The sequence below is a fragment of the Kitasatospora sp. NPDC090308 genome (assembly GCF_044769485.1).
GTDB lineage: Bacteria > Actinomycetota > Actinomycetes > Streptomycetales > Streptomycetaceae > Kitasatospora > Kitasatospora fiedleri.
The window spans coordinates 1-25,796 of the sequence record NZ_JBIVXY010000016.1 but is presented as its reverse complement, the minus strand read 5'-3'; the positions used below and the strand labels follow the sequence as shown (position 1 = coordinate 25,796).

Annotated in this window: 20 protein-coding genes and 1 pseudogene; 14 read left to right on the top strand and 7 right to left on the bottom strand. The window is 74.0% G+C overall.

Going from position 1 to position 25,796, the window contains the following annotated elements; translation table 11 throughout:
* Window positions 1-431: 431 nt before the first annotated feature.
* From ACIQVD_RS28530 to ACIQVD_RS28515, 4 genes and pseudogenes are all read right to left on the bottom strand, one after another.
* A pseudogene (locus ACIQVD_RS28530) lies at window positions 432-539 on the bottom strand (acetylxylan esterase); the annotation flags it as partial.
* Window positions 540-847: 308 nt separating this feature from the next.
* Window positions 848-2,089, bottom strand: a complete 1,242-nt coding sequence (locus tag ACIQVD_RS28525; protein WP_402292118.1) for a benzoate/H(+) symporter BenE family transporter — start codon at window positions 2,087-2,089, stop codon at window positions 848-850.
* Window positions 2,090-2,337: 248 nt separating this feature from the next.
* On the bottom strand, window positions 2,338-3,213 hold the full coding sequence (locus tag ACIQVD_RS28520; protein ID WP_402292117.1) for a cyclase family protein: 876 nt from the start codon (window positions 3,211-3,213) through the stop codon (window positions 2,338-2,340).
* Window positions 3,210-4,817: an FAD-dependent oxidoreductase gene (locus tag ACIQVD_RS28515; protein WP_402292116.1), complete on the bottom strand. Its 1,608-nt coding sequence runs from the start codon at window positions 4,815-4,817 to the stop codon at window positions 3,210-3,212. Before ACIQVD_RS28515 ends, ACIQVD_RS28520 begins: the two co-directional genes overlap by 4 nt.
* 70 nt (window positions 4,818-4,887) lie before the next feature.
* On the opposite strand from ACIQVD_RS28515, the gene ACIQVD_RS28510 reads away from it, so the two are divergent.
* The 6 genes from ACIQVD_RS28510 to ACIQVD_RS28485 all read left to right on the top strand — a co-directional run bounded on the left by ACIQVD_RS28510 (window position 4,888) and on the right by ACIQVD_RS28485 (window position 10,159).
* Window positions 4,888-5,328, top strand: coding sequence for a MarR family winged helix-turn-helix transcriptional regulator (locus ACIQVD_RS28510; RefSeq protein ID WP_402292115.1), 441 nt, complete (start codon window positions 4,888-4,890; stop codon window positions 5,326-5,328).
* 468 nt (window positions 5,329-5,796) lie between these two features.
* Entirely contained in the window at window positions 5,797-6,120 is a 324-nt protein-coding gene (locus ACIQVD_RS28505) for a hypothetical protein (RefSeq protein ID WP_402292114.1), read from the top strand.
* Window positions 6,117-6,365, top strand: a complete 249-nt coding sequence (locus tag ACIQVD_RS28500) for a hypothetical protein (RefSeq protein ID WP_402292113.1) — start codon at window positions 6,117-6,119, stop codon at window positions 6,363-6,365. Before ACIQVD_RS28505 ends, ACIQVD_RS28500 begins: the two co-directional genes overlap by 4 nt.
* A gap of 41 nt (window positions 6,366-6,406) precedes the next feature.
* Window positions 6,407-6,955: a GNAT family N-acetyltransferase gene (locus tag ACIQVD_RS28495; protein WP_402292112.1), complete on the top strand. Its 549-nt coding sequence runs from the start codon at window positions 6,407-6,409 to the stop codon at window positions 6,953-6,955.
* A complete protein-coding gene (locus ACIQVD_RS28490) occupies window positions 6,952-9,003 on the top strand; it encodes an ATP-binding cassette domain-containing protein (RefSeq protein WP_402292111.1) in 2,052 nt (683 codons plus the stop codon). The genes ACIQVD_RS28495 and ACIQVD_RS28490 overlap by 4 nt, the downstream gene beginning before the upstream one ends.
* A gap of 232 nt (window positions 9,004-9,235) precedes the next feature.
* Window positions 9,236-10,159 carry a phosphorothioated DNA-binding restriction endonuclease gene (locus ACIQVD_RS28485; protein ID WP_402292110.1) on the top strand — a complete coding sequence of 308 codons (924 nt, stop codon included), beginning with the start codon at window positions 9,236-9,238 and terminating at the stop codon, window positions 10,157-10,159.
* Between the two features lie 38 nt (window positions 10,160-10,197).
* Here the strand turns inward: ACIQVD_RS28485 and ACIQVD_RS28480 are convergent, their stop codons facing one another.
* Entirely contained in the window at window positions 10,198-12,504 is a 2,307-nt protein-coding gene (locus ACIQVD_RS28480; RefSeq protein ID WP_402292109.1) for a family 20 glycosylhydrolase, read from the bottom strand.
* Between the two features lie 261 nt (window positions 12,505-12,765).
* Between ACIQVD_RS28480 and ACIQVD_RS28475 the strand changes: the two genes are divergently transcribed.
* From ACIQVD_RS28475 to ACIQVD_RS28460, 4 genes are read left to right on the top strand one after another with little or no spacing between them, the layout of a single operon-like run.
* Window positions 12,766-13,533 carry an SDR family NAD(P)-dependent oxidoreductase gene (locus tag ACIQVD_RS28475; protein ID WP_402292108.1) on the top strand — a complete coding sequence of 256 codons (768 nt, stop codon included), beginning with the start codon at window positions 12,766-12,768 and terminating at the stop codon, window positions 13,531-13,533.
* Between the two features lie 58 nt (window positions 13,534-13,591).
* Window positions 13,592-14,308 (top strand): FadR/GntR family transcriptional regulator, encoded by a 717-nt coding sequence (locus tag ACIQVD_RS28470; RefSeq protein WP_402292107.1) that lies wholly within the window; start codon window positions 13,592-13,594, stop codon window positions 14,306-14,308.
* On the top strand, window positions 14,305-15,450 hold the full coding sequence (gene dgoD, locus ACIQVD_RS28465) for a galactonate dehydratase (protein ID WP_400690765.1): 1,146 nt from the start codon (window positions 14,305-14,307) through the stop codon (window positions 15,448-15,450). The genes ACIQVD_RS28470 and dgoD overlap by 4 nt, the downstream gene beginning before the upstream one ends.
* Window positions 15,444-16,268 (top strand): hypothetical protein, encoded by an 825-nt coding sequence (locus ACIQVD_RS28460; RefSeq protein WP_402292106.1) that lies wholly within the window; start codon window positions 15,444-15,446, stop codon window positions 16,266-16,268. Before dgoD ends, ACIQVD_RS28460 begins: the two co-directional genes overlap by 7 nt.
* An 87-nt stretch (window positions 16,269-16,355) precedes the next feature.
* On the opposite strand, the gene ACIQVD_RS28455 is transcribed toward ACIQVD_RS28460, so the two are convergent.
* Both ACIQVD_RS28455 and ACIQVD_RS28450 read right to left on the bottom strand, forming a co-directional pair.
* Window positions 16,356-18,821, bottom strand: coding sequence for a ricin-type beta-trefoil lectin domain protein (locus tag ACIQVD_RS28455; RefSeq protein ID WP_402292105.1), 2,466 nt, complete (start codon window positions 18,819-18,821; stop codon window positions 16,356-16,358).
* 42 nt (window positions 18,822-18,863) lie between these two features.
* A complete protein-coding gene (locus ACIQVD_RS28450) occupies window positions 18,864-20,375 on the bottom strand; it encodes an RICIN domain-containing protein (protein WP_400690773.1) in 1,512 nt (503 codons plus the stop codon).
* A 558-nt stretch (window positions 20,376-20,933) separates the two neighbouring features.
* On the opposite strand from ACIQVD_RS28450, the gene ACIQVD_RS28445 reads away from it, so the two are divergent.
* The 4 genes from ACIQVD_RS28445 to ACIQVD_RS28430 form a co-directional block, all read left to right on the top strand.
* Window positions 20,934-23,171 (top strand): alpha-galactosidase, encoded by a 2,238-nt coding sequence (locus tag ACIQVD_RS28445; protein ID WP_402292104.1) that lies wholly within the window; start codon window positions 20,934-20,936, stop codon window positions 23,169-23,171.
* A 182-nt stretch (window positions 23,172-23,353) separates the two neighbouring features.
* Complete coding sequence (locus ACIQVD_RS28440) at window positions 23,354-24,163, top strand: DeoR/GlpR family DNA-binding transcription regulator (RefSeq protein WP_402292204.1); 810 nt, start codon at window positions 23,354-23,356, stop codon at window positions 24,161-24,163.
* 325 nt (window positions 24,164-24,488) lie between these two features.
* On the top strand, window positions 24,489-25,541 hold the full coding sequence (locus ACIQVD_RS28435) for a substrate-binding domain-containing protein (RefSeq protein WP_402292103.1): 1,053 nt from the start codon (window positions 24,489-24,491) through the stop codon (window positions 25,539-25,541).
* Between the two features lie 79 nt (window positions 25,542-25,620).
* On the top strand, window positions 25,621-25,796 hold a 176-nt coding region (locus ACIQVD_RS28430; protein ID WP_402292203.1), incomplete at its 3' end, for an ATP-binding cassette domain-containing protein.

Genomic DNA, 25,796 nt, shown 5'->3' with positions numbered 1-25,796 from the left:
CGGCGACGGACTGCGCCCACCCTAGTGGTGCTCCGCCCGCCGCCCCGTTCCGGCCGGGCGGGCCGCTCCTCCCGGACCCGTGGCGGAGACCGCGATCGGCAGGGCCGCGGAACAGCACCCTCTGCGGGGCACGGGCGTCTTCCCGGTTCGGGCGGGTGCGCCGCTGCGGCGCCGTGCGGTGTCGGCGTACCGACCGGCGCGGTGCCCGTCGGCCGCCCGTACGGCCTCAGCGTGCGGCGGGGGCGGTGACCCGGGCCGCGTGGTTGGCCCTGTCCAGGTGGGAGAGGGTGGCGAAGGCCCGCTCCACCTCGGCGGGGCGGGCCTGGAGGTAGTCGGCCAGCTCCCGGTACGGGGAGGTGTCGGTGACGTGGGTGGATGTGGGTGGCGCGCCGGAAGTGGCACGGGAACGGTACGTCGACGCAGGTGCCGGCCACGTTGGGGTGCAGGGCGGCGGCGATGGCGATGCCGCCGCCCTGGCTGCTGCCGACGACCGCGATCCGGTCGGGGTCGATGTCGTCCAGGGCGGCGCCGGGCGGCACCCGCAGCAGCAGGCGTGAGCCGACGTCCACCGGAAGGTGGGCGACGTCGACCGCGACATGGGAGCCGAACCGGCCGCGGGTAGGGGCGGCCGGGTGGGCCGGGGTGGGGAAGCCGAGCGGTGCGGCGGACGGGCCCGCACGGCACCGCGCGGATTTCCCGCGCCCCGGTTACCCGGGATCGGGCAGCACGAAGGCTGCCTTGTCCCGTCGCGGTGGTGTCACCGCAGCGCCCGGAGCTGACCTTCCCCTCCGTCGGCGGAAGGTCGCCGGCTTCGCGCTTTGCCGTCGGCGCTTCCGGGCCGGTCGGGTCAGCGCGGGTGACGGCGGGTCAGGACGGTGTGGGTGGCCAGGCCCAGGAGGAGGCCCCAGAACGGGGCGCCGATGCCGAACAGGGTCATGCCGGAGGCGGTGGCCAGGAAGGTGACCGCCGCGCCGTCGCGGCCCCGTTCCTCGGCGACGGCGGAGGCCAGGCTGCTCTGGAAGGAGGCCAGCAGGGCGACGCCCGCGATCACCGCGATCAGGGCGTGCGGCAGGCCGGTGAACAGGCTGACCAGGACGCCGCCGAAGCTGCCGACCAGCAGGTAGAGCAGGCCCGCGGACATGCCGGCCACGTACCGTCGGCGGGGGTCCGGGTGGCTCTCGGGGCTGGTGCAGATCGCGGCGGTGATGGCCGCCAGGTTGACGCCGGGCGAGCCGAACGGGGCGAGCAGCACCGACAGGCCGCCGGTCGCGCCGACCAGCAGCCGGTCGTCGGGCGCGTAGCCGGAGGCCCGCATGATGCCGAGGCCCGGGGCGTTCTGCGAGGCCAGCGCGACGATGGTGAGCGGCAGGGCCAGGCCGACGGCGGCGGGCCAGGAGAACGCCGGGGTGGTCCAGACGGGGTGGGTGGGGCCGCCGGAGCCCAGGTGCAGCGGGAGCCCGACGGTGGCCGCGGCCAGCAGCGCGCCCGCGAGCAGGGCCAGCGGGACGGCGTAGCGCGGCAGCAGGCGCTTGGCCAGCAGGAAGACGGCGAAGCTGCCCAGCACCAGGGCGGGAGCCGCGCGCAGTTCGGTGAAGATGCCCGCGCCGAAGGCGAACAGGATGCCGGCCAGCATGGCGTTGACGATGCCGGTCGGGATCGCCCTGATCAGCCGTCCGAACAGGCCGGTGACGCCGAACAGCGCGACGGCGACCGAGCTGAGCAGGAACGCGCCGACCGCCTCCGGGTAGGGGTACGCGCCGAGGCTGCCGATCAGCAGGGCCGCGCCGGGGGTCGACCAGGCGGTGATGACGGGGGTGCGGGTCCACCAGCTGAGCAGCAGGCAGGTCAGTCCGCTGCCGATCGACACCGCCCAGATCCAGGAGGCGGTGTGCGCCTGGTCCAGGTGTCCGGCGGCGGCCGCGGCGAGCACCACGACCAGCGGGCCGGAGAAGGAGACGGCGATGCACACCAGGCCGGCCAGCAGAGCGGGCACCGAGGCGTCGCGCCGCAGCGAGGGCCGGTCCGTCGGCGGGGCGGGCGACTCGACCGGGGCGGGCCCGACGGGAGCTGCGGTCCGATGATCTGACATTGCAGCAGTATCCCGCCACCTCGGTGCCCGTCCGCCGAGCCCCCGGCGGCGGCCCGACGAGGCGGCGGGGCACGGCAGGTCGCGGCCGTCACCGCCCACGGTCCACCCGCAGTTCGTCCACGGCTTCGCGGACCGCACCGAACGGGCCGGGTTCCGGCCGGGCGCGCCGCGCCGTTCCGGCCGGCGCCCCGGGGCGGGGAGCGGACGGCCGCTCGGCACCGGGCGCACCGGGCGTGCCGTCCGGCGGCTCAGAAGACGGCGATCGGATTGACGGCGAGCCCGGTGGTGCCGGTGATGCGCGGTGGTGCCAGGACCAGCATGAAGCTCCAGCGGTTCGACGCCTCGCAGTGCCGGGCGAGCCGCTCGAGGTCGGCGACGTCGACCAGGGGGAGGCCCAGCCGCGCGAGGGCGACCTGGTGCATCGGCATGGGGGGCCGTGCCGGGCGGGCGTCGCCGATGTCGCCGACGTAGACGCTCGCGCCCTGCTCGTCCAACCACCGCACGGCGCTGAGGTCCAGGCCGGGCACGGGTTGGTCGAAGGGCCGGTTGATGTCCCATCCGCCGCGCACCGCGACGGCGTCTCCGGCGGACAGCGGCGTGCCCGCCCGTTGGAGGACGGCGTCGAGGTCGGCGCCGGTGACGCGCCGGTCGGCGGGCAGGCGGCCGCCCCCGGGCGCGAGGTCGAGGAGTACCGCGCGGGTCACGATGCCCTCGCCGAACGGGTCGGCCGAGCCGTGCGTCACCCCGGTCGGCGTCACCGCGGCGTGCACCGGCACGCCGGGGTAGACGTGTCCGTCGACGGGCATGTGCGTGACGGCGTCCATGTGCGTCAGGCCCGCGTTGTGCGTGTTGACGAGGAGGCTGTCGGTCATCGCCAGGGGCTGAGCGCCGTTGAAGTTCACGGCCTGGAGGACGCCGGCCGGCATGACGGCCGGGCTGCCGACGGGGCTGAGTCCGGTGGTGAGCGGCACCGGCTCGGTGCGGCGGGCCAGGCTGACGTGGAACCCCTCGCGCACCTCTGCCGCGGCCCGCCGCTTCGCCGCCGCGTCGATCAGGTGCAGCGTGCCCAGTTGGTCGTCGTCGCCCCAGCGCCCCCAGTTGGTGGGGAGTCGGGTCTCGTTCACTTCGCGGCTCCGTCGCGCGTCGACAGGCACGTGGTCAGCCGGTCGAGGGCGGCGAGGAGGTCGGCGTCCCCGGTGCCGCGTGCGCTGAGGTAGCCGTCGGGGCGGACGAGGATCCAGTCGCCCCCGGCGGCGGCCAGCGTGTCCCCGACCCGGCCGTCGGGGTCCCACACGCCGCGGGTCCCGCCGTCCGGGTGCGGTCGGCTGCGGCTGACGGTCACCTCGTCCAGCCAGGCGGGCAGCGGCCGGGCCCCCGTGAGGGCGTGCCCGCTGCGTCCGAAGACGAGCAGGTGCCAGGCCGGGGTCCTGAGCAGTCCGCGCAGGGCCGTCCAGCCGGGTGACTGGGCGTCGGCGGCGGAGACCTGGGTGAGCCGCTGGCCGGGCCGCGGACCCTCGTCCGGCCCGTCGTCCGGCCCGTCGCCGGGCACCGTCAGCGGGCTGTCGGGGTAGGCGATGCCGAGTCCGGACATGGTCCGGATGAGGCGGCGCATGAAGTCGCGGTCGGCCGCCCGGGCGTCGTGGGGGGTCGTCGGGGCGTCGACCATGGCCGTGTTCATGACCTCTCCGGTGGAGGCGAGCAGGGCCCGGCCGATGGGAACGCGCTCGGCGTCGTAGGTGTCGAGCAGGGCGGTACCGGCGTGGCCGTGCAGGACCATGGCCAGCTTCCACGCCAGGTTGTACGCGTCCTGGACGCCGGTGTTGAGGCCCTGTCCGGAGGCGGGCGAGTGGACGTGGGCGGCGTCGCCGGAGACGAAGCACCGTCCGACGTGCATCGCGGGCACCGCGCGCTGCTGGATGGTGAACTTCGACGCCCAGGTGGGGGTGTCCACGAGCGTGTCGCGCCCCAGGGCCTGTGACAGCTTGCCGCTGAACTGCCGGGCGATCTGCCCGGGTTGATCGGCGTCCCCCTCGCCGGTCGTGTCCAGCAGCCGCCACTTGCCCGGGTCCGGGAAGGGGAACAGCATCAGCGCGCCGCCCGGGGGGAAGAGCCAGTGCAGGCCGTCCCGCTCCAGATCGGTGTGCACGACCGCGTCGGCGATCAGCCAGGTGTGCGCGGTTTCCCCCGCGAGCGGGAGCCGGAGGGCCTTGCGAACGGTCGAGCGTCCGCCGTCGCAGCCCCACAGGTACCGCGCGCGCACGGTCTCGCGCCCGGCGCAGGGGCCGTCGCCGCCGTGCAGCACGGCTGTGACGGCGTCGTCGTCCTGCCGGAACGACTCCAGCCGGGTGTTCCACTCCACCGCGACCCCGGCCGCGGCGGCGTGCCCGCGCAGCACGCGTTCGGTGATCACCTGGTCGACGTTGAGCATGTACGGGAACCGGGTCGCCAGGCCGTCGAAGTCGTAGTCGACCCGGGACGTGCGGTCGGCCTGGTGGCGGACGAACCCGTTGACCCTCGTTCCGTGCGGAGCGATGTCGCCGAGGACTCCCAGCTGGTCGTAGATCTCCAGGCTGCGGGCGTGCGTGCCCAGCGCGCGGCTGGTGGTGGCCGGACCGGCAGCGGCGTCCACCAGGCGCACCGAGACGCCCGCCCGGGCCAGTTGCAGGGCCGCCGTGAGTCCGACCGGGCCGGCCCCCGCGACGAGGACGTCGACGTCATAACTTGTCATCGCAAGCAAACCCCCTGTGTCAGCAAAGCTGACACAGGAACGTATCCCCCGATCGAGAGGAACGCAAGCAATGGACACCGGAGATCACGCGGACGCGAACCTGCCGCTGCTCCACCTCCTGCAACGAGGTGTCCGCTGGTTCTCCGACGAACTGCTGGAACGCCTGGAAGCCGCGGGCGTGGACCCCATCACGCCGGCCCACGCGACCGTGCTCGCCCACCTAAACCGCGAGACGTCGCTGAGCGTCGCCGAACTGGCCCGCCGCGCCGGCGTCACCCGCCAGACGATGCACCGCGCCGTCACGCAACTCCTCGCCGAGGGCCTCCTGGTCAGCACGCCGGGGCCGGGGTTCCCGCGCAGCACCCTCATCGGCCTGACCGACGCGGGAAGCCTGCGCCGCGACGCCGCGTTGGGAATCCTCCACGACCTGGAACAGGTTCTCGGCAGCCGACTGGGGCCCGCGGCGCTGACGGAGTTGCGCGACGGTCTGACGCGGGCGTGGCCGCGCTGAAGCGGGTGCGGGCGCGGGCGCGGGCACGGTGAAGCGGGAGCGGGCGCGGGTGCCGCGGTCAGCGGCTCCGGCCCGGGCCGTCACCGCGCCCGCCGACGGGGGCGCGTAGGGCGCGCGGGGTACTGCTGGGGCTGCCGGGCGGCGCGAGGAGGGCGGTCGCGGCCCCGGAGCGCTGTCTCCGGCAGGCCGCAGCTCCGTGTTCCGGGTGTGAACCGGAACCGATCGGAGGCTCCTGCGGCGCAGTTCGCGGGTGAGGGTGTGCAGGACCCGCTTCGGGCCGGAGCGCCGGGTGGGGAGGTCGGGGAGGGCGGGTTCGCTTCGGTAGCCGCCCCGCTGGGTGGACGGGGGGTCGGGGGTCGGCGGCACTTTCGGTCGGCGTCCGGAATCGAAAACCTCCCTTCGGCCATGCCTCGCCCCGGAACCGCCCGGGTTGAGCGAGCGATGCGATCACGGCCAGGATGCGGGGCCATGGACATCGTGGAAGCCGTCAACTCCGATGCCGGGAAACTGGGTTCGCTGTCGGCCGCGCCACCGGGGCAGCTGGCCGCCGCGCAGGCGTCCAAGGTCGCGGAGGAGGCCGGGGAGCCCGCCCGGGCCGTCATCGGCCCACTCGCGGCGAACCCCCGGAAGGGACGTTCGCACGCCTGGCCGGACGTGGACGCGGAGGCGTGCGGCGTCGTGGGCGCCGCGTTGGTCCTGTCGGCCCGCCGCGACGAGGACCCGGGCCGGTGCAGGGAGGAGCAGTTGGGCCACCTGACCCGGCGCCCGCTCGCCCGGGAGTCCGCCGCTTGATCACCTCACCGGGAACGCCGGGCCGGCACCGGCGCCCGGCACCGGCGCCCGGCGTCCCGCCGGAGGCCGCCGAACTGCACCTGCGGGCGATCGCGGACGGTCGGCCGGTCGAGGAGGTCGGGGTGTTCACCGCTGGAGGGGTCGCGTTCTGGTACCGGGGGGAGTACCTCCCCGACGGCCGCACCCTGCGCTACCTGGTGCGCCTGGACAGCGCACTCCCGTTCCCGCCGCCCGACCCGCTCTGAGGCCCCGCCCGTCCGCTGCCCACCGCCCGAGGGAGACCCCGATGACACCGCACCCCGTCCGCCCCGTCCACCCCGTCCGCCCTGCCGTGCCCGAGGACGCCGAGGAGCTGCTGCGCCTGCGCGTCGACGCCCTGACCGGGCAGGCGGCCACCGACGCCTGGCGCGCCACCTTCCTGGCCGACATGCAGGCCCGGCTCGGCACCGACCCGCACCTGCTCGCTTACGTGGCCGACGGCGGGGACGGTGGGGACGGCGGGGACGGCGGGGACGGCACGCTGGCGGCGTGCGCGATCGGCGTCGTCTACCGGGGCTACAACGGTCCCTCCTACCCCGACGGCCGGTGGGGGCGGGTCCACACCGTCGTCACCGATCCGCGCCACCGGCGCCGGGGGCTGGCGGAGGCCGTCACCCGGGCCCTGGTCGGCGCGCTCCAGGAACGGGGCTGCTCCTCGGTCGAGTTGATCGCCACCCCGGAGGGTCTGCCGCTGTACCGGAAGCTCGGCTTCGACCCCGCCGCCCACTACCTGACGCTGCGTCAACCCCTGGCGGCGGCCGGCACCGACCGGACGGCGGCGGGAGGGGCGGCGTGAGGCGGCGCCGACCCGGGGCGGCCCCGGCGGACGGGTCGTCCCCGAGCGAGCGGCTGCTGTTCGGCGGCCCGATGCGCTACGACAGCGGGTTCGTCCGCCACGAGGAGACCACCGCGCAGGCCGGCCTGTGGACGGTGGCCCGGCAGATCCCCGGGATGCTGCGCCTGGCGTGGGTGCTCGCCTGGCGGGCCGACCGGGCGGCCCTGGCGGGGGTGGTCCTCGCCGAGGTCGGCCGGGCGGGCGCGGCGGCGCTGTCCCTGGTCGCCGTCAACGCCGCCCTGGGGCACCTGTTCGCCTCCGCCGGTGCAGCCGGTGCAGCCGGTGCGGCCGGTGCGCTCCGTGCGGTGCTGCCCGCCGTGCTGGCGGCCGGTGCCGCCGCCGGTGCCGGTGCCGTCCTCGCGGCGGTCTCCTCCTGGGGAGCCGACCGGCTCAGCCCCCGGATCCAGCGCACGGCGACCGTCACCCTGCTGGAGCGGGCCCAGCGGGTGGAGCTGGCCTCGATGGAGGACCCGGAGTTCAACCGCCTGCTGGAGTCCGCCCGGTTCGGCATCAACTCGGTCCACCGGCTGACCACCGAGTCGGTCGCGGTGCTCAGCACCCTGCTCTCCATGGCCGCCACCGGCGGCGTGCTGCTCACCCTGTCCCCGGTGCTGCTGCCGCTGCTCGTGCTGATCGCGGCCCCCCGCGCGTGGGGCGCGGCCGTCACCGCCCGGCGGCGGCGCAACTCGACGACGGCCTGGCTCCAGCACCTGCGGGCCTCCCAGCTCATCGCCCAACTCCTCACCCAGACCCACACGGCCGCCGAGATCCGGGTGCACGGCGGCGGCACCTTCCTGCTGCACCACTTCGAACGGATGGCCGCGGCCTCGGACGCGGAACAGGCCCGCCTGGCCGCGGCCGGCGCCCGCACCAAGGTCGCCGCCGCGGCCGCCTCCGGCCTCGCCTTCGCCGCCACCTTCGGCCTGCTGGGCCTGCTGGTCTCCACCGGGCACCTGGCGCTCGCCGCCGCGGGCACCGCCGTCGTCGCGGTGCGCACCGGCGCCGCGAACGTCGGCGGCCTGCTCGGCAGCGTCAACCAGCTGTTCGAGGAAGCCCTCTACGTCGGCGATTTGCAGACGCTCACCACCGAGGCCGACACCCGGGCCATCCCCGCCGGCGGCGCCGACCTGCCCGAGCGCCCCGCCGCGATCCACGTCGAGGACGTGTCGTTCACCTACCCGGGCCGCACCGCGCCGTCGCTGGACGGGGTCAGCCTGGTGGTGCCGACGGGCCGGATCGTGGCCCTGGTCGGGGACAACGGCGCCGGCAAGTCCACCCTGGCCAGGCTCCTGTGCGGGCTGTACCAGCCGGACCGCGGCACCATCCGCTGGGACGGCGTCGACACCGCGACCGCCGACCGCGCGCAGCAGTTCGCCTCCACCGTGCTGCTCCCGCAGGACTTCTTCCGCTGGCCCCTCACCCTCCGGGCGATCGTCACCACCGGCCGCCCCGACCACCACGACGATGCGCAAGTCCTGGGCGCGGCAGCCGAGTTCGCCGGGATGGAGGACCTGCTCCGGCAGCAGGACCGGGGCTGGGACACCCTGGCGGCCAAGGGCTTCGAAGGCGGGGTCGACTTCTCCGGCGGCCAGTGGCAGCGGATCGGCACCGCCCGCACCCACCTGCGCGCCACCACCACCGGCACCGACGGCCGCCGCCCGTTCCTGGTCGTCGCCGACGAGCCGACCAGCGCGCTCGACCCGGCCGCGGAGGTGCGGGCCTTCGACCGCCTGCGCCGCCTCGCGGACCAGGGGCTGACCGTCCTGCTGATCACGCACCGCCTGGCGGCCTCCGCCTCCGCCGACCTCATCCACGTCCTGAAGGACGGCCGCCTGGTCGAACAGGGCACGCACGAGGAACTCATGGCCGCCGACGAAGCCGACCCCGGCGGGGACCGGCCCGGCGCGGGCAGCTACCGCACCGCCTACCTCCTCCAGGCCCAGCAGTACGCCACCCGGCTCCCCGGGCCGCGCCCCGCCGCCGAACCGGCCGAGCGGAGCGACCGGTGACCGCCCGGCAGCCGTGCGGTCCTCGGTCCGGTGCCGCTGCCGGGCGGTCCGTCGTCACCGGAGCGGCACCGCGACGCCGGTCACCCGGTCCGCGGCGAGGTCGGCGCGTGCCGGCCGTCGTCGAGGGCGACGACCTCACCCCCGCCGCCGCCGCCACCCGGGACGCGCCGCACCGAGCCCGTCCGACCCGGCTGTCACCCCGTGTCGGCGCTCCGCCGTACGCTGGGCGGCCATGGACTGGCTGGAGCGGGTGGCGAAGCTGAGACGGTGGACGGGCAACGGCGTCCGGGCGCCGCACAAGCCGCTGCTGCTGCTGTACGCGCTGGGCAGCTACCAGCGGGACGCCGACGGCGGGCTGCGGTACAGCGTGGTGGAGGGGGAGTTGAAGCGGCTGTTGGAGGAGTACGGGCCGTCCCACCCGACCACCCCCGCGTACCCGTTCCACCACCTGGTCAGTGACGGGGTGTGGGAGGTCGGGACCGACCGGGGGCCGGGGAGTCCGGGCACCGGCGTGGGGGTGCTGCGCTCCAGTGGCGCGACCGGGCGGCTGGCGCCCGGGCTGCGGGCGGCGCTGCGGAGGGAGCCGGCGCTGCTGGGACGGCTGGCGCGGGTGCTGCTGGACTTCCACTTCCCGCCGTCGCTGCACACGGACCTGTGCGAGGCGGTCGGGCTCGACCTGGACCTGGCCGACACCGAGGACGTGCGGGGTGGTGGACGGGCGCGGGCGGCGCGGCGGCAGCGGGACCGGCGGATGCGTGAACTCGTGCTGATGGCCTACGAGTTCCAGTGCGCGTTCTGCGGCTACGACGGGATGCTGGGCGCGAGCGCGGTCGGGCTGGAGGCGGCGCACGTGCGGTGGTGGTCCTTCGACGGGCCGGACGAGGTCGACAACGGCCTGTGCCTGTGCTCGCTGCACCACAAGCTCTTCGACAAGGGCGTGCTGGGGCTGGGGGAGGGGCACCGCGTCCTGGTCTCCCGGCACTTCGTCGGCCGCGGCGAGGCCAGCAGGCAGCAGGTGCTCGCCCTGACCGGACGACCGGTCATCGGCCCGCAGCCGGGCCTCCCCCCGGTCGCGGACCGGCACCGCGCGTGGCACGCCGCCCAGGTCTTCCGCGGCGAGCCCCGGCCGTCCCCGGACCCGGTGCCCACCGGCTGACCGGGTCCGACCGCAGGACCCGGACGCCGGTGGCGGGATCAGGTGAGCTGCCAGTTCTGCGCGGCCGTGCCGGTGGCGGGCTGCTGGGTGACCGGGGCGCCGTCGGTGGGGGCGGTGGCGGTGAGGAGCAGGCCGCTCTGCTGGTTGGTGACGGTGTATCCGCTGCCGGCGGGGGTGAACCGCCAGCGCTGGCTGTCGGTGCCGGTGCAGGCGGCCTGGACGGCGGCGGCTCCGGCGGCGGGGGAGGCGGCGGCGACGTCCAGGCAGAGGTGGGAGGCGCCGTTGGTCAGGGTGTGGGTGCCGTCGGCGTTGGGGACGAGCTGCCACTGCTGGTTGGGGCCGCCGTGCGGGGTCCAGGTGATCAGCCGGGTGCCGGCGGCGGTCGAGGAGGCGGGGTCGTCCAGGGCCTTCCCGCCGGTGGTGAGGGTGTGGGTGCCGCTCGACGGTCCGCCGTAGACCTCGAACTCGTGGAGCGAGTAGCCGTAGGCGGTGCCGCGCTGGGTGCCGTACATCCGGACGTAGCGGCCGCTGCCGGTCAGGCCGGTGAGGTCCTGGACGCCGCCCGTGCCGGTGGTGGTGGTGTAGGCGGTGCGCCAGGTGGTGGCGTCGTCGGAGAGCTGGATCTGGAAGGACTTCCCGTACGCGGCCTCCCAGCGCAGCACCACCCGGCTGACGGCCCGGGTGGAGCCGAGGTCGACCTGGAGCCACTGCGGGTCGCGGTAGGCGCTGGACCAGCGGGTGGCGCCGTCGCCGTCGGTGGCGGAGGCGGCGGGGAAGTCGGCGGTCTCGGTGCTGGAGGCGGTGGTGGGGCGGTTGCGGGCCAGGTTGCCGGGCTGGGAGAGGCCGGGCCAGGCCGGGTTGTGGCCGACGGCGGTGGCGATCGGGGTGAAGGCGGCGTAGTCGGCGGCGGGTTTGGGGGAGCCCCAGGTCTGCTGGGCGAGCGTGCGCAGCGGGTAGGCGATGCCGGCGGCGATCTGCTCCTCGGTCTCCGCGGTCGGGTTGTCGCACCAGACGTGGAGCAGCGAACCGGGGTTGCGGGTGGGGTCGTCGAGGGTGTTGCCGCCCTGGAACAGGTCCGGCGTCCAGGTCTCGTACATCCACGTGGTGTCGGGTTTGGCGCCGCCGAGCACGTAGTAGGTGGGCGTCCAGGACTCGTTGGCGACGGTGTGTCCGGCCGCGGCCAGCTGCTGGGGCGTCAGGCCGTAGTCGTACCAGTACTCGACCAGGATGTCGGCGTTCGGGCTGACGGTGCCGTCGCCGGACTTGATGCCGTCGTTCCACATCCGGGTGGTCTTGCCGCCCGCCCGGACCAGGGCGTCGGACCAGTTGACGAAGCCGTAGTAGGCGTCCTTGGCGGTGGCGCCGGCGCCGTAGGTGGCGCGGGCGTAGGCCAGCAGCTGCGGGTACTGGCCGTAGTCGGTGACGTACTCGTCGGCGCCGATGTGCCAGTAGGGGCCGGGGAAGAGCGGCAGGTACTCGTTGATCAGGTCCTTGACCAGGGTGTACGTGCCGGGCAGCGAGAGGTCGACGAACTCGGCGCTGGTCGCGCCGGAGCTGCTCCTCAGCTTCAGTTCGGGGTGGGCGGCGAGGATCGTGTTCATGTGCCCGGGGGTGTCGATCTCGGGGACGATGGTGACGTGGTACTTCTGCCCGAGGGCGACCAGGTCGGCGATGTCCTGCTTGGAGTAGTGGTCGGCGGAGACGATCTCGGGGTGGGTGGAGCTCTCCAGGCGGAAGCCGAAGCTGTCCGACAGGTGGAAGTGGAAGTAGTTGAGCTTGAGGTAGGCCAGCTCCTTGACGTGCTGCTTCACCCAGTCGACGGTGAAGAACTTCCGGCCCTGGTCGATCATCAGGCCGCGCTCGGACTTGGCGGGCCAGTCCACCGCGGTGCCGGCCGGTACGGTGGCCGACCGGTGGAGGAGCTGGAGGACCGTCCGGGTGCCGTAGAAGGCGCCGGTGTCGGTGGCCGCGCTGATCGCGATGCCGGTGCCGACGGTCATCCGGTAGCCCTCGGCGGGCAGTGAACCGTCGCCGAGGGTGAGCGCGATGTCCCCGGCGGCGGCCGGGCCGGTGACCACGCTCACCGGGCGGCCCTCCAAGGCGCCGAGGTCGTCGGCGAAGGTGGCCGCCTCGTCCGCGAGTTGGGTGCGGTAGGCCGGGTCGACGGCGATCCGGGTGGCGGCGGTGACGGTGAACGTGCCGCTTCCGGCGGTCCACTGGCGCAGCGCGGGGACGGTCTGCGGGGCGCCGGTCGCGGCGTGGGCGGGCGGTGCGGTGGTGAGCGCGGGCAGCACCAGGGCGGCCGCGGTGCAGAGGGTGGCGAGCAGGACGGACCGGATGCGCATCGACGCCTCCATTGGTATGGACCTGTCAGTGGTGCCGGTGAACTGCCCACCAGTGCAGCGTAGTTGGCGGTTCGTGTCAATGGATGCTCGCGGAGTGCGACTTCCGCGCACGAATGAGCACGCGGCCCGGGCGGCTCGTTTCCTGGCCCGCCGGCCCCTCCCGCCGGCCCCTCCCGCCGGCCCCTCCCTCCGGCCCTTCCGTCCGCCCCGCCTCGCCGCCGGGATATTTCCATAATTAATGCCAAGCGCTACGGTGAGGGCATGACCGAGCAGACCTGCCGACGATTCCAGGGCCGGGTGGCCCTGATCACCGGTGCCGCCAACGGCATCGGTGCCGCCACCGCACGGCGACTGGCCGCCGAGGGCGCGGCCGTCGTGGCCGTGGACATCGACGACACCGCCGGGGAGGCCGTGGCCGAGGCGATCCGGGCGGAGGGCGGCCGGGCCGAGTACCGGCACGGCGACGTCACCTCCGCCGCGGTGTGGGACGAGCTGGCCGCGCACGTCGCCGACCGCTACGGGCGGCTGGACGTGCTGCACGGCAACGCCTACGCCGTCGTCGTCAAGCCCGCCCACGAGCTGACCGAGCCCGAGTGGGACACCCAGCTGGCCGTGACGCTCAAGGCGTCCTGGCTGGCGGTCCGGGCCTTCGCCGGAGCCCTGCGGGACACCGGGGGCTCGATCGTGCTCACCTCGTCCGTCCACGCGCTGGTCGGCCTGCCGGGCCACCCCGCGTACGCCGCCGCCAAGGGCGCGCTCTGCGCGCTGGGCCGTCAACTCGCCGTCGAGTACGGCCCGCGGGTGCGGGTCAACACCGTCCTGCCCGGGCCGATCATGACCGCCGCCTGGGACCGGGTGGACGAGGCGGGACGGGCCGACAGCGTCGCCGAGACCGTGGCCAAGCGCTTCGGCCGGCCCGAGGAGGTCGCGGCGGCGGTGGCGTTCCTCGCCTCCTCGGACGCCTCCTACGTCACCGGCGCGAACCTGGTGGTGGACGGCGGCTGGTCCGTGGTCAAGGCCTCCTCGTGACCGCGCGGTACCCGGGTGCGCGCGCGACCGCCCCGCGCACCGCGACGGAGGGGGCCCGGTGAACCGGCCGGCCCGCGGACTGCACGGACAGGCCGTCGAGATCATCGGCGAGCGGATCCTCCGCGGCGTCCACGCCCCGGGCGACTCGATCTCCCCCGACCGGATCGAGCAGGAACTCGGGGTCAGCAAGACCGTCGTGCGCGAGGCGCTGCGCGTCCTGGCGTCCAAGGGGCTGATCGCCTCCCGCCAGAAGCGCGGCACCTTCATCCGGCCGCGCTCCGACTGGAACCTGCTGGACGGCGACCTGCTGCGCTGGCAGGGCCTGGGCAGCCCCGACGCGACCTTCCTCGGCAACCTCGGCGAAGTCCGCGCCATCGTCGAGCCGGCCGGGGCCCGGCTGGCCGCCGAGCGCCGCGACCAGGCCGACCTCGCCGCCCTGGAGGACGCACTCCGGCGGATGGCCGCCGCGGGCGACGACGCCCATGCCGCGGTCGAGGCCGACCTCGCCTTCCACCGCGCGCTGCTGGCCGCCGCCCACAACGAACTCCTCACCCGGATGGAGGTCGTGATCGAGGCCGGCCTGCGGGTGCGCGACCACCTCGTGCACGGCTCCGAGCACGGCTCCGACGCGGTCCCCGCCCACCGGGCCGTCCTCGACGCGGTGCGCGCCCGCGAGCCGGAGGCGGCCGAGCGCGCCGTCCACGCCCTGCTCGCCCGGGCCGCCGCCGACCTCCGCCACCTGACGGACCGAGCCGCTCGGCAGGAGACCGAATGAAGATCACATCACTGGAGACCTTCCTGGTCGCCCCGCGCTGGCTGTTCCTGCGCGTCGCCACCGACGAGGGGATCACCGGCTGGGGCGAGCCCGTCGTCGAGGGCCGCGCCGAGACCGTGCAGGCGGCCGTCCGCGAACTCGCCGACCACCTGGTCGGCGAGGACCCGCTGCGCATCGAGCACCACTGGCAGATCCTCACCAAGGGCGGCTTCTACCGGGGCGGCCCGGTGCTCTCCAGCGCGGTCGCCGGCATCGACCAGGCCCTGTGGGACATCGCCGGCAAGGCCCACGGCGTCCCCGTCCACCACCTGCTCGGCGGCCACGTCCGCGACCGGGTCCGGGTGTACGCCTGGATCGGCGGCGACAGTCCGGCCGACGTCGCCGAACTCGCCCGGGCCCAGGTCGAGGCGGGCTTCACCGCCGTCAAGATGAACGGCTCGGCGCAGCTGCGCCCCATCGACACCCCGGCCCGGACCCGGGCCGTCGTCGACCGGGTCGCCGCCGTCCGCGAGGCGATCGGCGACGAGCACGACGTGGCCGTCGACTTCCACGGCCGGATGTCCACCGCCATGTCCCGGCGCCTGCTGCCCCTGCTGGAGCCCCTGCACCCGCTGTTCGTCGAGGAGCCCGTCCTCCCCGAGCACTCCCGCGACCTGCGCAGCCTCGTCGACTCGACCTCCGTCCCGCTGGCCGTCGGCGAACGGCTCTACTCCCGCTCGGACTTCCGCGACGTGCTCGCCGCCGGCATCGCCGTCGCCCAGCCCGACCCGTCGCACGCCGGCGGCATCTCCGAGGTCCGGCGCATCGCGGCCCTGGCCGAGACCCACGGCGTCACGATGGCCCCGCACTGCCCGCTCGGCCCGATCGCCCTCGCCGCCTGCCTCCAACTCGCCTTCGCCACACCGAACTTCCTCATCCAGGAACAGAGCCTCGGCATCCACTACCACCAGGGCGGCGACCTCCTGGACTACCTGCTGGACCCCGAGCCGTTCCGCTTCACCGACGGCCACGCCGCCCGGCCCACCGGCCCGGGCCTCGGCATCGACATCGACGAGGACGCCGTCCGCCGCGCCGCCGAGACCGGGCACCGCTGGCGCAACCCCGTCTGGCACCACCAGGACGGGTCGTTCGCGGAATGGTGACCGACCGGCCGGTCACGGCCCGCACCGACCTGCCGTGCGGCGGCCGGTGGACCTCCCTGCGGGCCGGCGGGCGCGAATGGCTCTGGCACCGGCCCGACCCGGCCCGCGCCACCGCCCGCCCCGGCGACGCCTTCGTCGACGCCGGAGGGCTGGAGGAGTGCGTTCCGACCGTGCGCGGCACCCCCGACCACGGCGACGCCTGGTCCCGCCCCTGGCGGCGCGACGGCGACACCGACCTGGTGGAGTGCCCCGACTTCGTGCTGCGCCGCCGCGTCGAGGGCGGACCGGCCGGGCTGCGCGCCGCGTACGAGCTGCGCGCCGAACCGGGCTACCGCTTCCTGTGGGCCGCCCACGCGCTGCTCGACCTCGGCCCCGACGCCCGCCTCCGCGCGCCCGGGTCCACCGCGACCCGGCTCTTCCCCGAGGCGGCCCGGCTGCTGGAACGGCCCTGGCCCGCCGGCGCCCGGCACGTCACCGGCCCCTGGCCCGCGCCGCACGGCCTGCGCCTGGACCGGCTCGGCCCCGACGACGGCACCGCCGTCGGCGCGGTCCTCACCGGCTGCCCGAGCGTGACCGTCCTGGACGGCCCCGACACGCTCACCATGTCGCTGCGGGCCGACGCCGGGGTGCCCGTCTCGGTGGCGCTGTGGCGCAACCTGCGCGGCTTCCCGGCCCCGGCCCCCTACCGCAGCATCGGCGTCGAGCCCATGCTCGGCTCGGTCTTCGACCTGGCCGAGGCCGGACCGGGCGAGGCCGCGACGGTGCCGCCCGGCGGGACGCTGCGCTGGGAGCTGCGGATCACCGCGACGAGCGGCTGAACGCCGACCGGCCCGGACCGGCCTCCTTCCGGAGGCGCGGCCGGGCCGGGCGGGCCGGGCAGGCCGGGCGGGCAGGCGGGGCGACCGCTACGGCAGCTGCCAGCGCTGGTTGGCACCCCCGTTGCAGGTGTAGACGATCAACTGGGTGCCGTCGGTGGTGTCGTAGCCCGGGTCGTCCAGGCAGATCCCGGACCCGGCCGCCGGGAGCGCGCTCCTCAGCGTGCCGTCGGGCTGCGGCTGCCACTTCTGGTTCGCGCCGCCGTTGCACTCCCACAGGTCGACCTTGGTGAGGTTGGCGGTGGAGGCCCCGACCACGTCCAGGCACAGGCCGTGGTGGCTCAGCGCGCCGTTGGCCCAGACCCACTGCTGGTCGGCCCGGTCGGCGCAGTCGCGGAGCTGGGCGGGGTTGCCGTTGTCGTCGGCGTTCGTGGCGCTCACCGCGCCGGCGGCGACGCACTTGCCGGGCAGGGCGGAGGCGGTCCGGCCGGAGCGGGGGGTGGCGTCGGTGCCGGGCGTGACGGCGAAGTCGTCGAACTGGTCGGTCTGGTAGCCGCCCACGCCGAGCCCGGCCTGGCCGCTGGGGTAGGTGGAGTCGTTCGCGCTGCCGACGGCGGTGCCGTCGATGCGCGCGGTGAGGGTGGAACCCTGCGCGGTCAGGGCGATGGTGTGCCACCGGCCGGTGCCGAGCGCCGTCGTGGTGCCGGAGGCCAGGGTGGTGGTGCGCCAGCCCAGGTCGGTCTTGACGATCGACCAGGCCCCGGTGTCGCCGACCCGCAGGTGGTAGCCGTCCAGGCCGTTGTTGTTCTTGCCCTGCCGCATGACCCGGCCGAGGACCTCGACGGTGCCCGGCTGCTCCAGCAGGACGTCGGTGGCGACGGTGTAGTTGCTCCACGCGGCGTCGCCCAGGAAGGTGTAGGGCGCGTTGTAGGGCTCGTCGGTCCAGCGGACCGGTGTCGCGGGCGCCACCTGGCGCAGGCACGACCCGGTCCGCCCGCCGCCGCACGCGCTGCGCTGGAAGGCGCCGTTCATGTCGGTGAAGTACTTCGGCGAGGTGGTCGTGGCGGCGGTCTCGAAGGTGTCGCCGTAGGGCAGGGCCAGCTGCCCGCGGGGCGGGGAGGCCGCGGTGCCCTTGGCGCCGGCCGGCAGGGTGGTGGTGAAGGTGTAGACCCGGCCGGGCTGGAGGGTCGCGCTGTAGTGCCCGCCGGACGGGACGATGTCGGCCTGCCGCACGAACCAGTCGGCGGGATCGGTCGAGTCGAGGTCGGTGGCCCACACGTGGACGGTGCCGCCGGAGAGCCCGCCGGTGGTGGTGACGTCCACGCTCTGCGGTGCGCCGGCGTCCACCGTCTCGACGACCGTGGTGTAGTCGGAGTCGTTCGTCGACTTCAGCGTGGTGTAGCTGCCGTTGGCGCGGTTGCCGCCGAGGTAGCCGCTGGCGGCGTCGAGGTAGTGCCAGCCGGGCTTGGTGAACTGGGTGGTCTGGGCGGTGACCCAGGTCGTCCTGCCGATGTCGTACCGGCCGGACCAGGGCTGGTCGGCCACCGCCATGCCGGTGAAGGAGAAGTTCAGGTTCGGGTACGCCGAGCCGACGAGCGGCCAGTTGATGTACGAGGTCATCCGGCCGTCGATGTAGTCGCGGTTGATCGCCCGCGCGACGGCCGGGGCGCTGCCGTCGTAGTGCTCCGACCCGTTCTCGGAGGCCCAGAGCGGCTTGCCGAGCGACTGCGCGGTCGCGTTCGAGGGACAGGAGGTGAAGGCGCCGCCGTAGCCGCACGGGTAGTGCACGCCGACGACGTCGACCGCCGACTTGAAGCCCGGGTTGGCCGCCATGTCGGAGGCGGTGGACCAGTTGTTGTCGCCGCCGACGATCTTGACCGAGGCGTAGCCCTTGTCGTTCAGCGTCGTCCTGAGCTTCTGGTACCAGGACATCGCGGTGCTGTCGCCGCCGGAGTAGCGCTCGTTCCACCCGCCGAGGTAGTCGATCGTCAGGTGGTGCTGCTTCGCGCAGTCCAGCCAGCTCGTCAGGTAGGTGATCGCGTTGTCGGTGTAGAAGTAGTTGCCGTTCGGGTTGACCCAGCCGGGCGCGCCCCAGGACAGGCCGGCCAGCTCGACGTCGGGGTTGCGGGCCTTGGCCTGCTCCATCAGCCACCACTCGTAGCCCTGGCCGCAGTCGACGGTGCCGGCCGTGTGCATGTGGCTGGCCTCGGCGCCGTCGGTGGAGTTGGTGTCGCCGCCGATCTCGACCTTGAGGATCTGCAGGTCGGCGCCGTAGCCGGGCTTGAACAGGTAGTCGAGGACCTGGCCGCGCTGCGGTTCGGGGTAGTCGGCCAACAGGCGGGAGTTGCCGCCGCCGCCGCTGATCGCGCCGATGCCGTCGAAGACCCGGCCGCCGCCGTTGCCGTCCACGGTGATCGTCGTACCGGTGGCGGCGTCCGCCGGCTGCGGCGCGACGGCGTTCAGGGTCGCGACGGAGAGCAGCAGGGCGGACAGGGCGGCGAGCCGTTTGGCGCGTCCGCCGCTCGTGGGTGAGGTCGTGCGCGAGGCGTCGTGCATGGGGGTTCCCTTCCGGGGTGGACGGTCAGGGGAGGTGCACGGTCAGGAGGCCGGGAGCAGGTTCCAGACCTGGTTGGCACCGGAGTTGGCGCGGTACTGGATGACCCGCGCCCCCTGGCCGGTGGCCGCGCCCGAGACGTCGGCGACCAGGCCGCTGCCCAGGTTGACCAGCTGGTACGAGGTGTTCCCGGGCGAGGAGTACGCGCCCGCGGCGACGAGCGCCCACTGCTGGTGGGCCCCACCGGTGCAGGTCGACTGGTCGAGCGGGGTGCTCTCCGCGGCGAGCGACCCGACGGGCACCTCCAGGCACTTGCCGCTGTGCACGTTGGTGAGCGTGTAGGTGTTCCCGCCGACCCGCGTCAGGGTCCACTTCTGGTTGGCGCCGTTGTCGGCCGGCCACTGGATGACCTTGCCGCCGTCGGCGGTGGAGTTGTCGCTGACGTCCATGAGCAGCCCGCTGTTGGCGCTGCTCAGGGTGGACGTCCCGGTCTGCGGGCCGGAGGAGCCCGTCCAGGTGCCGGTCGCCGGGTCCAGGCTCCAGGAGTTCTGCCAGCCGACGGCGACCGTGGTCCCGCTGATGGTCATCGGCAGCCAGATCAGCGGGGACGCGCCCAGGTCGGAGAGGTTCCAGCGGTCGGCGGCGTAGACGTACGTGGTGCCCGCGCTGCCCTGGACCGGGACGATGTTGGCCGTCTGGCTGTCGTAGGTGCGGGTGCCGACCGGCGCGAAGGTGCGGAACGGCTCCCAGGGGCCGGTCGGCGACGGCGCGCTGGAGTAGACGTTGTCGTTGGTGCCCCAGCCGGTCAGGTGCGATCCGAGGAGGTAGTACCGGCCCCCCGCCTTGACCAGCGCCGGGGACTCGAAGTCCTCGCCCTGGCCGTTCTGGCCCGGGAAGAGGTGCACGGTGCTGTCGACGCTGAGGTAGTCGGCGGAGAGCCGGTCGATCCGCAGGCCGTTCGCCCGGTCCTCGGTGAGCAGGTAGCCGGTGCCGTCGGTGTCCTGGAACAGGCCGATGTCCAGGCTCATCTGGCCCAGCGGGCGGAAGCTGCCGCGGTAGGTGTAGGGCCCGCACGGGGTGCTGCTGGTCGCGACGCCGACCTTGCGCTCGCCGTAGCCGCGGTCGTCGACGTGCAGGTACATCACGTACGTCTTGGTGGCGGCGTTGTAGAGGACCTTCGGGCGCTCCACGATGCGGTTGGGGCCGAGGTCCCCGCTGCTCTGCCGGCTGAGCGCCGGGCCCTGCGGGGTCCAGTGGGCGAGGTCGGTGGAGCTGTAGCAGGCGATGCCCTGGAAGGAGGTGTCGGCGGAGGACTCCCCGGTCTTGTCCTCACCGAAGCCGTACCAGGTGGAACCGGACTTGACGATGCCCAGGCCGTGCAGTTGCAGGGGCGCGCCGGCGGTGTCCGCCCACGCCTGGCCGGGGGTGAACCGGACGGGTGCGGCCTGGGCCTCCCCCGCCGGCAGGAGCCAGGCCGGGACGGACAGGAGGGCGGCGGCGAGGAGACCGGAGAGGCGGGGCTTCCGCGGGGTGCGTGCGGCGAGCGGAACGGGCACGGGATTCCTCCATCGCTGAACGGAGAGCGGGTCTGTTGGGGGAGCGGCGCTGAGCGATCTCCCAAAATCAAACAATTCTCGACAGGCCGGGTGAATTCTTGACCACGGGCCTGCGGCCTGTCCAGACATCCGTCAAGTCGACTGTGAGCAGCAGGGGTTCGATCTCGGGTGCCCGGCAACAAGCCTTGAAGGCCGCCCGGGGCGGTGTGCCTGTCGCGCCTTCAAGTGTTCGACTGTGAAGTTCCGCGACCCCCGGGCGGAGCCGAATTCCCGCTGGTCACAGGAGGGTTGTGCGGCGAGCCCGCCCGGTCGCGGGTCTTGACGCGTACGTGAACAGGGCGTTACGAATGTGCATGAGTGGTTGGTTGCGAGCTTTTCTGATCCGTTGTGTTGCTTTCGGCCGGTCAGTTGCCTGGTCGCCCGGTCGCCTGGCCGGTCGATCGGCTGGTCGGCAGCCACTCGTCCCTTCCGCCCCCGCCCCGCCCCGCCCCCGCGCCGGTCACCGGTACCCCGTACGCGGACCCTCCGGCGGCCACCCCGCACCTCCGAGGAGCGCTCATGTCCACACTCCCCACCTCCCCGTCCGGGCGGAGGGTCCGGCGCCGGCCGGCGCTCGCGGTCCCGGTCGGCCTCTCCGTCGCCCTGGCCCTCGTCCCCCTCGCGGTGGTCGGCGGCGCCGCCCCGGCCGCCGCCCAGGACAACGGCGCCGCGCTGACGCCGCCGATGGGATGGAGCAGTTGGAGCAGCGTCCGCTCCAACCCCACCGAGGCCAAGATCATGGCCCAGGCCAAGGCCCTGCACGACAACGGCCTGGTCTCCCACGGCTTCACGTACGTCAACGTCGACGACTACTACTACCTCAAGACCACCACCGACGTGGACGACTACGGCCGGTGGAAGACCGACCCCGCGAAGTTCCCGAACGGCATGAAGCCCGTCGGCGACTACGTGCACGGCCTGGGCGAGAAGTTCGGCATGTACCTCACCGCGGGCGTCCCGGTGGCGGCGTACGACCGGAACACCCCGATCGAGGGCACCGCGTTCCACGCCCGGGACATCGTCTCCGACACCACGAAGTTCGAGAACAACTTCGGCCCCGGCCGCAACGGCATGTACTACATCGACTACGCCAAGAACCCGGCCGCCGCGCAGGCGTACCTCGACTCCTGGGCCGGCCTGCTGGCCTCCTGGGGCGTGGACTACGTCAAGCTGGACGGCGTCGGCACCTGGAACGTCCCCGACGTCCAGCACTGGTCGCAGGCCCTGAACCGGACCGGCCGGACCGTCCACCTCGGCCTCTCGCTGGCCCTGGACGTCAAGTCCGCCGCCACTTGGCGGCAGTACGCCAACAGCTGGCGCACCGACGGCGACCTGGAGTGCTACTGCGGCACCAACGGCAGCCCCTACCCGCTGACCAAGTGGGACAACGTCGCCAAGCGCTTCGCCGGCTCCCCGAAGTGGACCGGGTTCAACGGCCCCGGCGGCTGGAACGACCTGGACTCGCTGGAGATCGGCAACGGCCCCACCGGCGCCGGTCTCACCCGGGACGAGATGCAGACCCACATGACCCTGTGGGCGGTCACCAACTCCTCCCTCCTGCTCGGCACCGACCTGACCGCCATGGACCCGACCGACCTGGCGATGCTGAAGAACGACGAGGTGATCGCCGTCGACCAGGCCGGCCGCACCGCCCGCCCGGTCGACCAGCTCACCCAGCAGCAGACCTGGGTCACCCCGAACCCGGACGGCAGCTACACGGTCGCCCTGTTCAACCTCGGCCCGTCCGCGGCCGACGTCACCGCCCGCTTCGCCGACCTCGGCTTCTCCGGCCCGGCGACCGTGCGCGACCTGTGGACGCACACCGAACTCGGCTCCTTCACCGGCTCGTTCGGCGCCGGCCTGAACCCGCACGCCAGCCGCCTGCTCAAGGTCACCCCGGCCGCCGCCGCCACGTACACCTCGGTGCGGTACCAGCTGGTCAACGCCGCCACCGGCCAGTACCTGGACGTCTCCGGCGGCTCGACCGCCGACGGCGCCGGCCTGGTGCAGGCGGCCGCCAACGGCGCGACCGACCAGCAGTGGCAGCTGGCCCCCACCGGCGACGGCTACTTCAGGATCGACAACGTCAGGAGCGGCCGGCTCGTCAACGTCCCGGGCCCGACCACCGTCCCCGGCACCCAGCTGATCCAGTACCACGACGACCACCACGACAACTCGCAGTGGAAGCTGACCCCGACCGGCACCGGCGCCTACACCGTCACCTCCCGCTACGACGGCCAGAACATCGCCGTCTCCGGCGGATCGGTCGTCCAGCAGACCGCCGCCGCCGGCAGCACCGCCCAGCAGTGGACGCTCGTCCCGGTCCCCGTCGCGGGCGTCGAGTACAAGCTGGTCAACGCCAACAGCGGCGGCCGGCTGGACGTCAGCGGCGCCTCCACCGCCGACAGCGCCGGCCTCGTCCAGTGGCAGGACAACCAGGCCGCCGACCAGCGGTGGACGTTCACCGCGCAGGGCGGCGACTCCTACGGCGTCACCAACGTCCACAGCGGCAAGGCGCTGAACGTCCCCGGCTCGACCACCACGGCCGGCACCCAGCTCGTCCAGTGGCCCTACGACGGCAACGCCAACTCCCGCTGGAAGCTGGTCGACGCCGGACCCAACCTGGTCCAGCTCAGGAGCGTCTCCGACGGCCAGGCCGTGGACGTCGACAACGGCTCGCTCGTCAACGGCGGCAAGGTCCTCCAGTGGCCCGCCGGCAGCGGTGCCAACCAGAAGTGGAGCCTGGTCTCGCCCTGACCCGCGTCCTGACCCGCGCCCTGACCCGCGCCCGCGACCGGGCCGGAGGCCGACCGGGGCCGGTGCCGGGCCGTCGAACCGGCGGTCCGGCACCGGCCCCGGACGTACCTTCCCCGGCCGCCGCCGGGTACCCTGCTGCCCCGGACGGGTGCGACCGCATCCGCGGGTGCGGAAGAGGCACGATCGTGGCGGACCAGGGACTGCTGGCTCCTCAGCGCCGGGCGCTGATCATGGAGTCGGTGTCGCGCCACGGCGCCGTCCGGGTGGTCGAACTGGCCGCCCGGATGGGCGTGTCGGGCATGACCGTCCGTCGGGACCTGGACGCGCTGGCCCGCGAGGGAGTCCTGGAGAAGGTGCACGGCGGCGCGGTGGCGCTGACCGGGGCGCGGACCGACGAGCCGGGCTTCGAGGCGAAGTCCGCCCTGGAGTCGGGGGCCAAGGCCGCCATCGCGGACGCGGCGGCGGCGCTGGTGCAGCCCGGCAGCGTGATCGCCCTGTCCGGCGGGACGACGACCCACGCGGTCGCCGAGCGGCTGCTGGCGGTGCCCCGACTGACCGTCGTCACCAACTCGTTGGCCGTCGCCGGGCTGCTGGCCGACGCCGCCGCGCGGCGCGCCGCCTCCCCGGTGCTGCTGCTGACCGGCGGGACGCCCACCCGGTCCGCGGCCCTGGTCGGCGCGATCGCCGACCAGGTGCTCGCCTCGCTCCACGTGGACCTGGCGATCCTGGGCGCCCACGGCGTGTCCGAGCGGGTCGGCCTGACCTCGCCCAACCTCGCCGAGGCGCAGACCAACCGCGCGCTGGTCGCCTCCGCCCGCCGGGTGGCGGTCGTGGCCGACCACACCAAGTGGGGCACGGTCGGGCTGAGCGGATTCGCGCGGCTGGACGAGGTCGACTGCTTCGTCACCGACGACGGCCTGCCCGCGCCGGCGCGCGCGGTCCTCGCCGAGGCGGTCGGCGAACTCGTCGTCGCACCGGTCTCCCGGGGCTGACCCGCCCGCACCTGATCGTCCGGCGTCCCGGGCCCGGTCCGCCCCCGTACCGGTCCGGCCCCTCGCGCGTGCCCGCCCCTCTCCCCCCATGTAACAGCCCAATATCGATCGTGTCAGCCGGCGCGATCCCATTGACGCGCCGTTCACGATGGTTGTTCCATTGCGACGGATCGCGTTACTTGCTGTTTGATTCTGGTGACTTCACGTCGACGGTCTCGTGGTCCGCACCGCGACCGGCCCCCAGTCGCTGCCCCGGATCCAGGACTTCCTGCCGCCCCACCTGGCCGACCGCCTCCAGGCGGTCGACATGCAAGGAGAACCATTCATGCGTGCTGCGTACAACCGTCGGACCGTGGTGGCCGCCGCCACGGCCCTGACCGCCGTCCTCGCCCTGGCCGCCTGTTCGACCGGCAAGGAGTCGGTGAAGGGCGGTGACACCTCGGTCGCCAAGGTCGACGGGAAGATCTCGTTGACGTACCTGCAGAAGCAGGGTGATCAGGAGTACTTCATCGGTGAGGCGGACGGTGCGAAGGCGAAGGCCGCGGAGTTGGGGATCGACCTGAAGGTCGTGAACCTGGGCAACGACGCGAACAAGACGGTCAGTGAGGTGCAGTCGGCTGTCGCGCAGAAGAGCAACGGCGTGATCATCGTGGTGCCGGACCCGGCGGTGGGCCCGCAGGTGGTGCAGACCGCGAAGGACGCGAAGGTGGCGCTGCTGACCTCGGACGACCAGATCTGCGCGACCGGCCCGGACCCGTCCTCCTGCGCCAAGGACGACCTCGTCGCCCGGATCGGCTTCTCCGGGGAGCAGATGGGTACCGAGGTCGGCAAGCGGGCCGCGGAGGAGTTCAAGAAGGCGGGCTGGAACCCGGCCGACACCCGGATCGTCTCCGCCTGGAAGCAGGACGTCACCGTCTGCGGCGACCGGGTCAAGGCCGCCAAGACCGCCTTCGCCGCCGGGGCCGGCGCGCAGGTGCAGAACATCGACGTGGCGACCGACAACACCCCGACCGGCGCCCAGGACAAGATCGCCGCGACGGTGACGGCCAACGCCGGCGTGAAGCACTGGGTGGTGTGGGGCTGCAACGACGAGAACGTGCAGGGCGGCGTGACCGCGCTGGAGAACGCCGGCATCGGTGCCGACGACGTGATCGGTGTGGGCCTGGGCGCCTACCTCGCCTGCAAGGACTGGAGCGGCAGCAAGCCGTCGGGCATGAAGGCGGCGCTGTTCATCAACGGCAAGGACGTCGGCGCGCTGGCCGTCCAGACCATGTACGACAAGCTCAAGAACGGCAAGGACTTCCCGAAGGAGGCCTTCGCCCCGACCACCATGGTCGACGCGACCACCTGGAAGTCCGCCGGCGTCACCTGCAGCTGATTCCCGAAGGGCCGGACCGTCTCCCCGGTCCGGCCCCGTCCCGCCCCGGCTCCGGCCGGACGACTCGAAGGCCACCCTCATGAGTACGGCCCACGCCAAGACTCCCCTCCCACCCTCCGAGCACACCGGGGTGTTGAACGTCTCCAAGCGGTTCGGTGCGGTGCAGGCTCTTGCCGGTGTCACCCTGGATTTCCCGGCCGGTCGGGTGACCGCGTTGATGGGGGAGAACGGGGCCGGGAAGTCGACCCTGTTGAA

What these genes read in the sequence shown, in the direction of transcription:
- ACIQVD_RS28485 (WP_402292110.1), top strand. Translation starts at nt 9,236, where the DNA reads ATGGACTGGCTGGAGCGGGTGGCGAAGCTGAGACGGTGGACGGGCAAC.
- ACIQVD_RS28455 (WP_402292105.1), bottom strand. Translation starts at nt 18,821, where the DNA reads ATGCACGACGCCTCGCGCACGACCTCACCCACGAGCGGCGGACGCGCC.
- ACIQVD_RS28525 (WP_402292118.1), bottom strand. Translation starts at nt 2,089, where the DNA reads ATGTCAGATCATCGGACCGCAGCTCCCGTCGGGCCCGCCCCGGTCGAG.
- ACIQVD_RS28435 (WP_402292103.1), top strand. Translation starts at nt 24,489, where the DNA reads ATGCGTGCTGCGTACAACCGTCGGACCGTGGTGGCCGCCGCCACGGCC.
- ACIQVD_RS28510 (WP_402292115.1), top strand. Translation starts at nt 4,888, where the DNA reads ATGGACACCGGAGATCACGCGGACGCGAACCTGCCGCTGCTCCACCTC.
- ACIQVD_RS28460 (WP_402292106.1), top strand. Translation starts at nt 15,444, where the DNA reads ATGGTGACCGACCGGCCGGTCACGGCCCGCACCGACCTGCCGTGCGGC.
- ACIQVD_RS28475 (WP_402292108.1), top strand. Translation starts at nt 12,766, where the DNA reads ATGACCGAGCAGACCTGCCGACGATTCCAGGGCCGGGTGGCCCTGATC.
- ACIQVD_RS28515 (WP_402292116.1), bottom strand. Translation starts at nt 4,817, where the DNA reads ATGACAAGTTATGACGTCGACGTCCTCGTCGCGGGGGCCGGCCCGGTC.
- ACIQVD_RS28480 (WP_402292109.1), bottom strand. Translation starts at nt 12,504, where the DNA reads ATGCGCATCCGGTCCGTCCTGCTCGCCACCCTCTGCACCGCGGCCGCC.
- ACIQVD_RS28495 (WP_402292112.1), top strand. Translation starts at nt 6,407, where the DNA reads ATGACACCGCACCCCGTCCGCCCCGTCCACCCCGTCCGCCCTGCCGTG.
- ACIQVD_RS28445 (WP_402292104.1), top strand. Translation starts at nt 20,934, where the DNA reads ATGTCCACACTCCCCACCTCCCCGTCCGGGCGGAGGGTCCGGCGCCGG.
- ACIQVD_RS28505 (WP_402292114.1), top strand. Translation starts at nt 5,797, where the DNA reads ATGGACATCGTGGAAGCCGTCAACTCCGATGCCGGGAAACTGGGTTCG.
- dgoD (WP_400690765.1), top strand. Translation starts at nt 14,305, where the DNA reads ATGAAGATCACATCACTGGAGACCTTCCTGGTCGCCCCGCGCTGGCTG.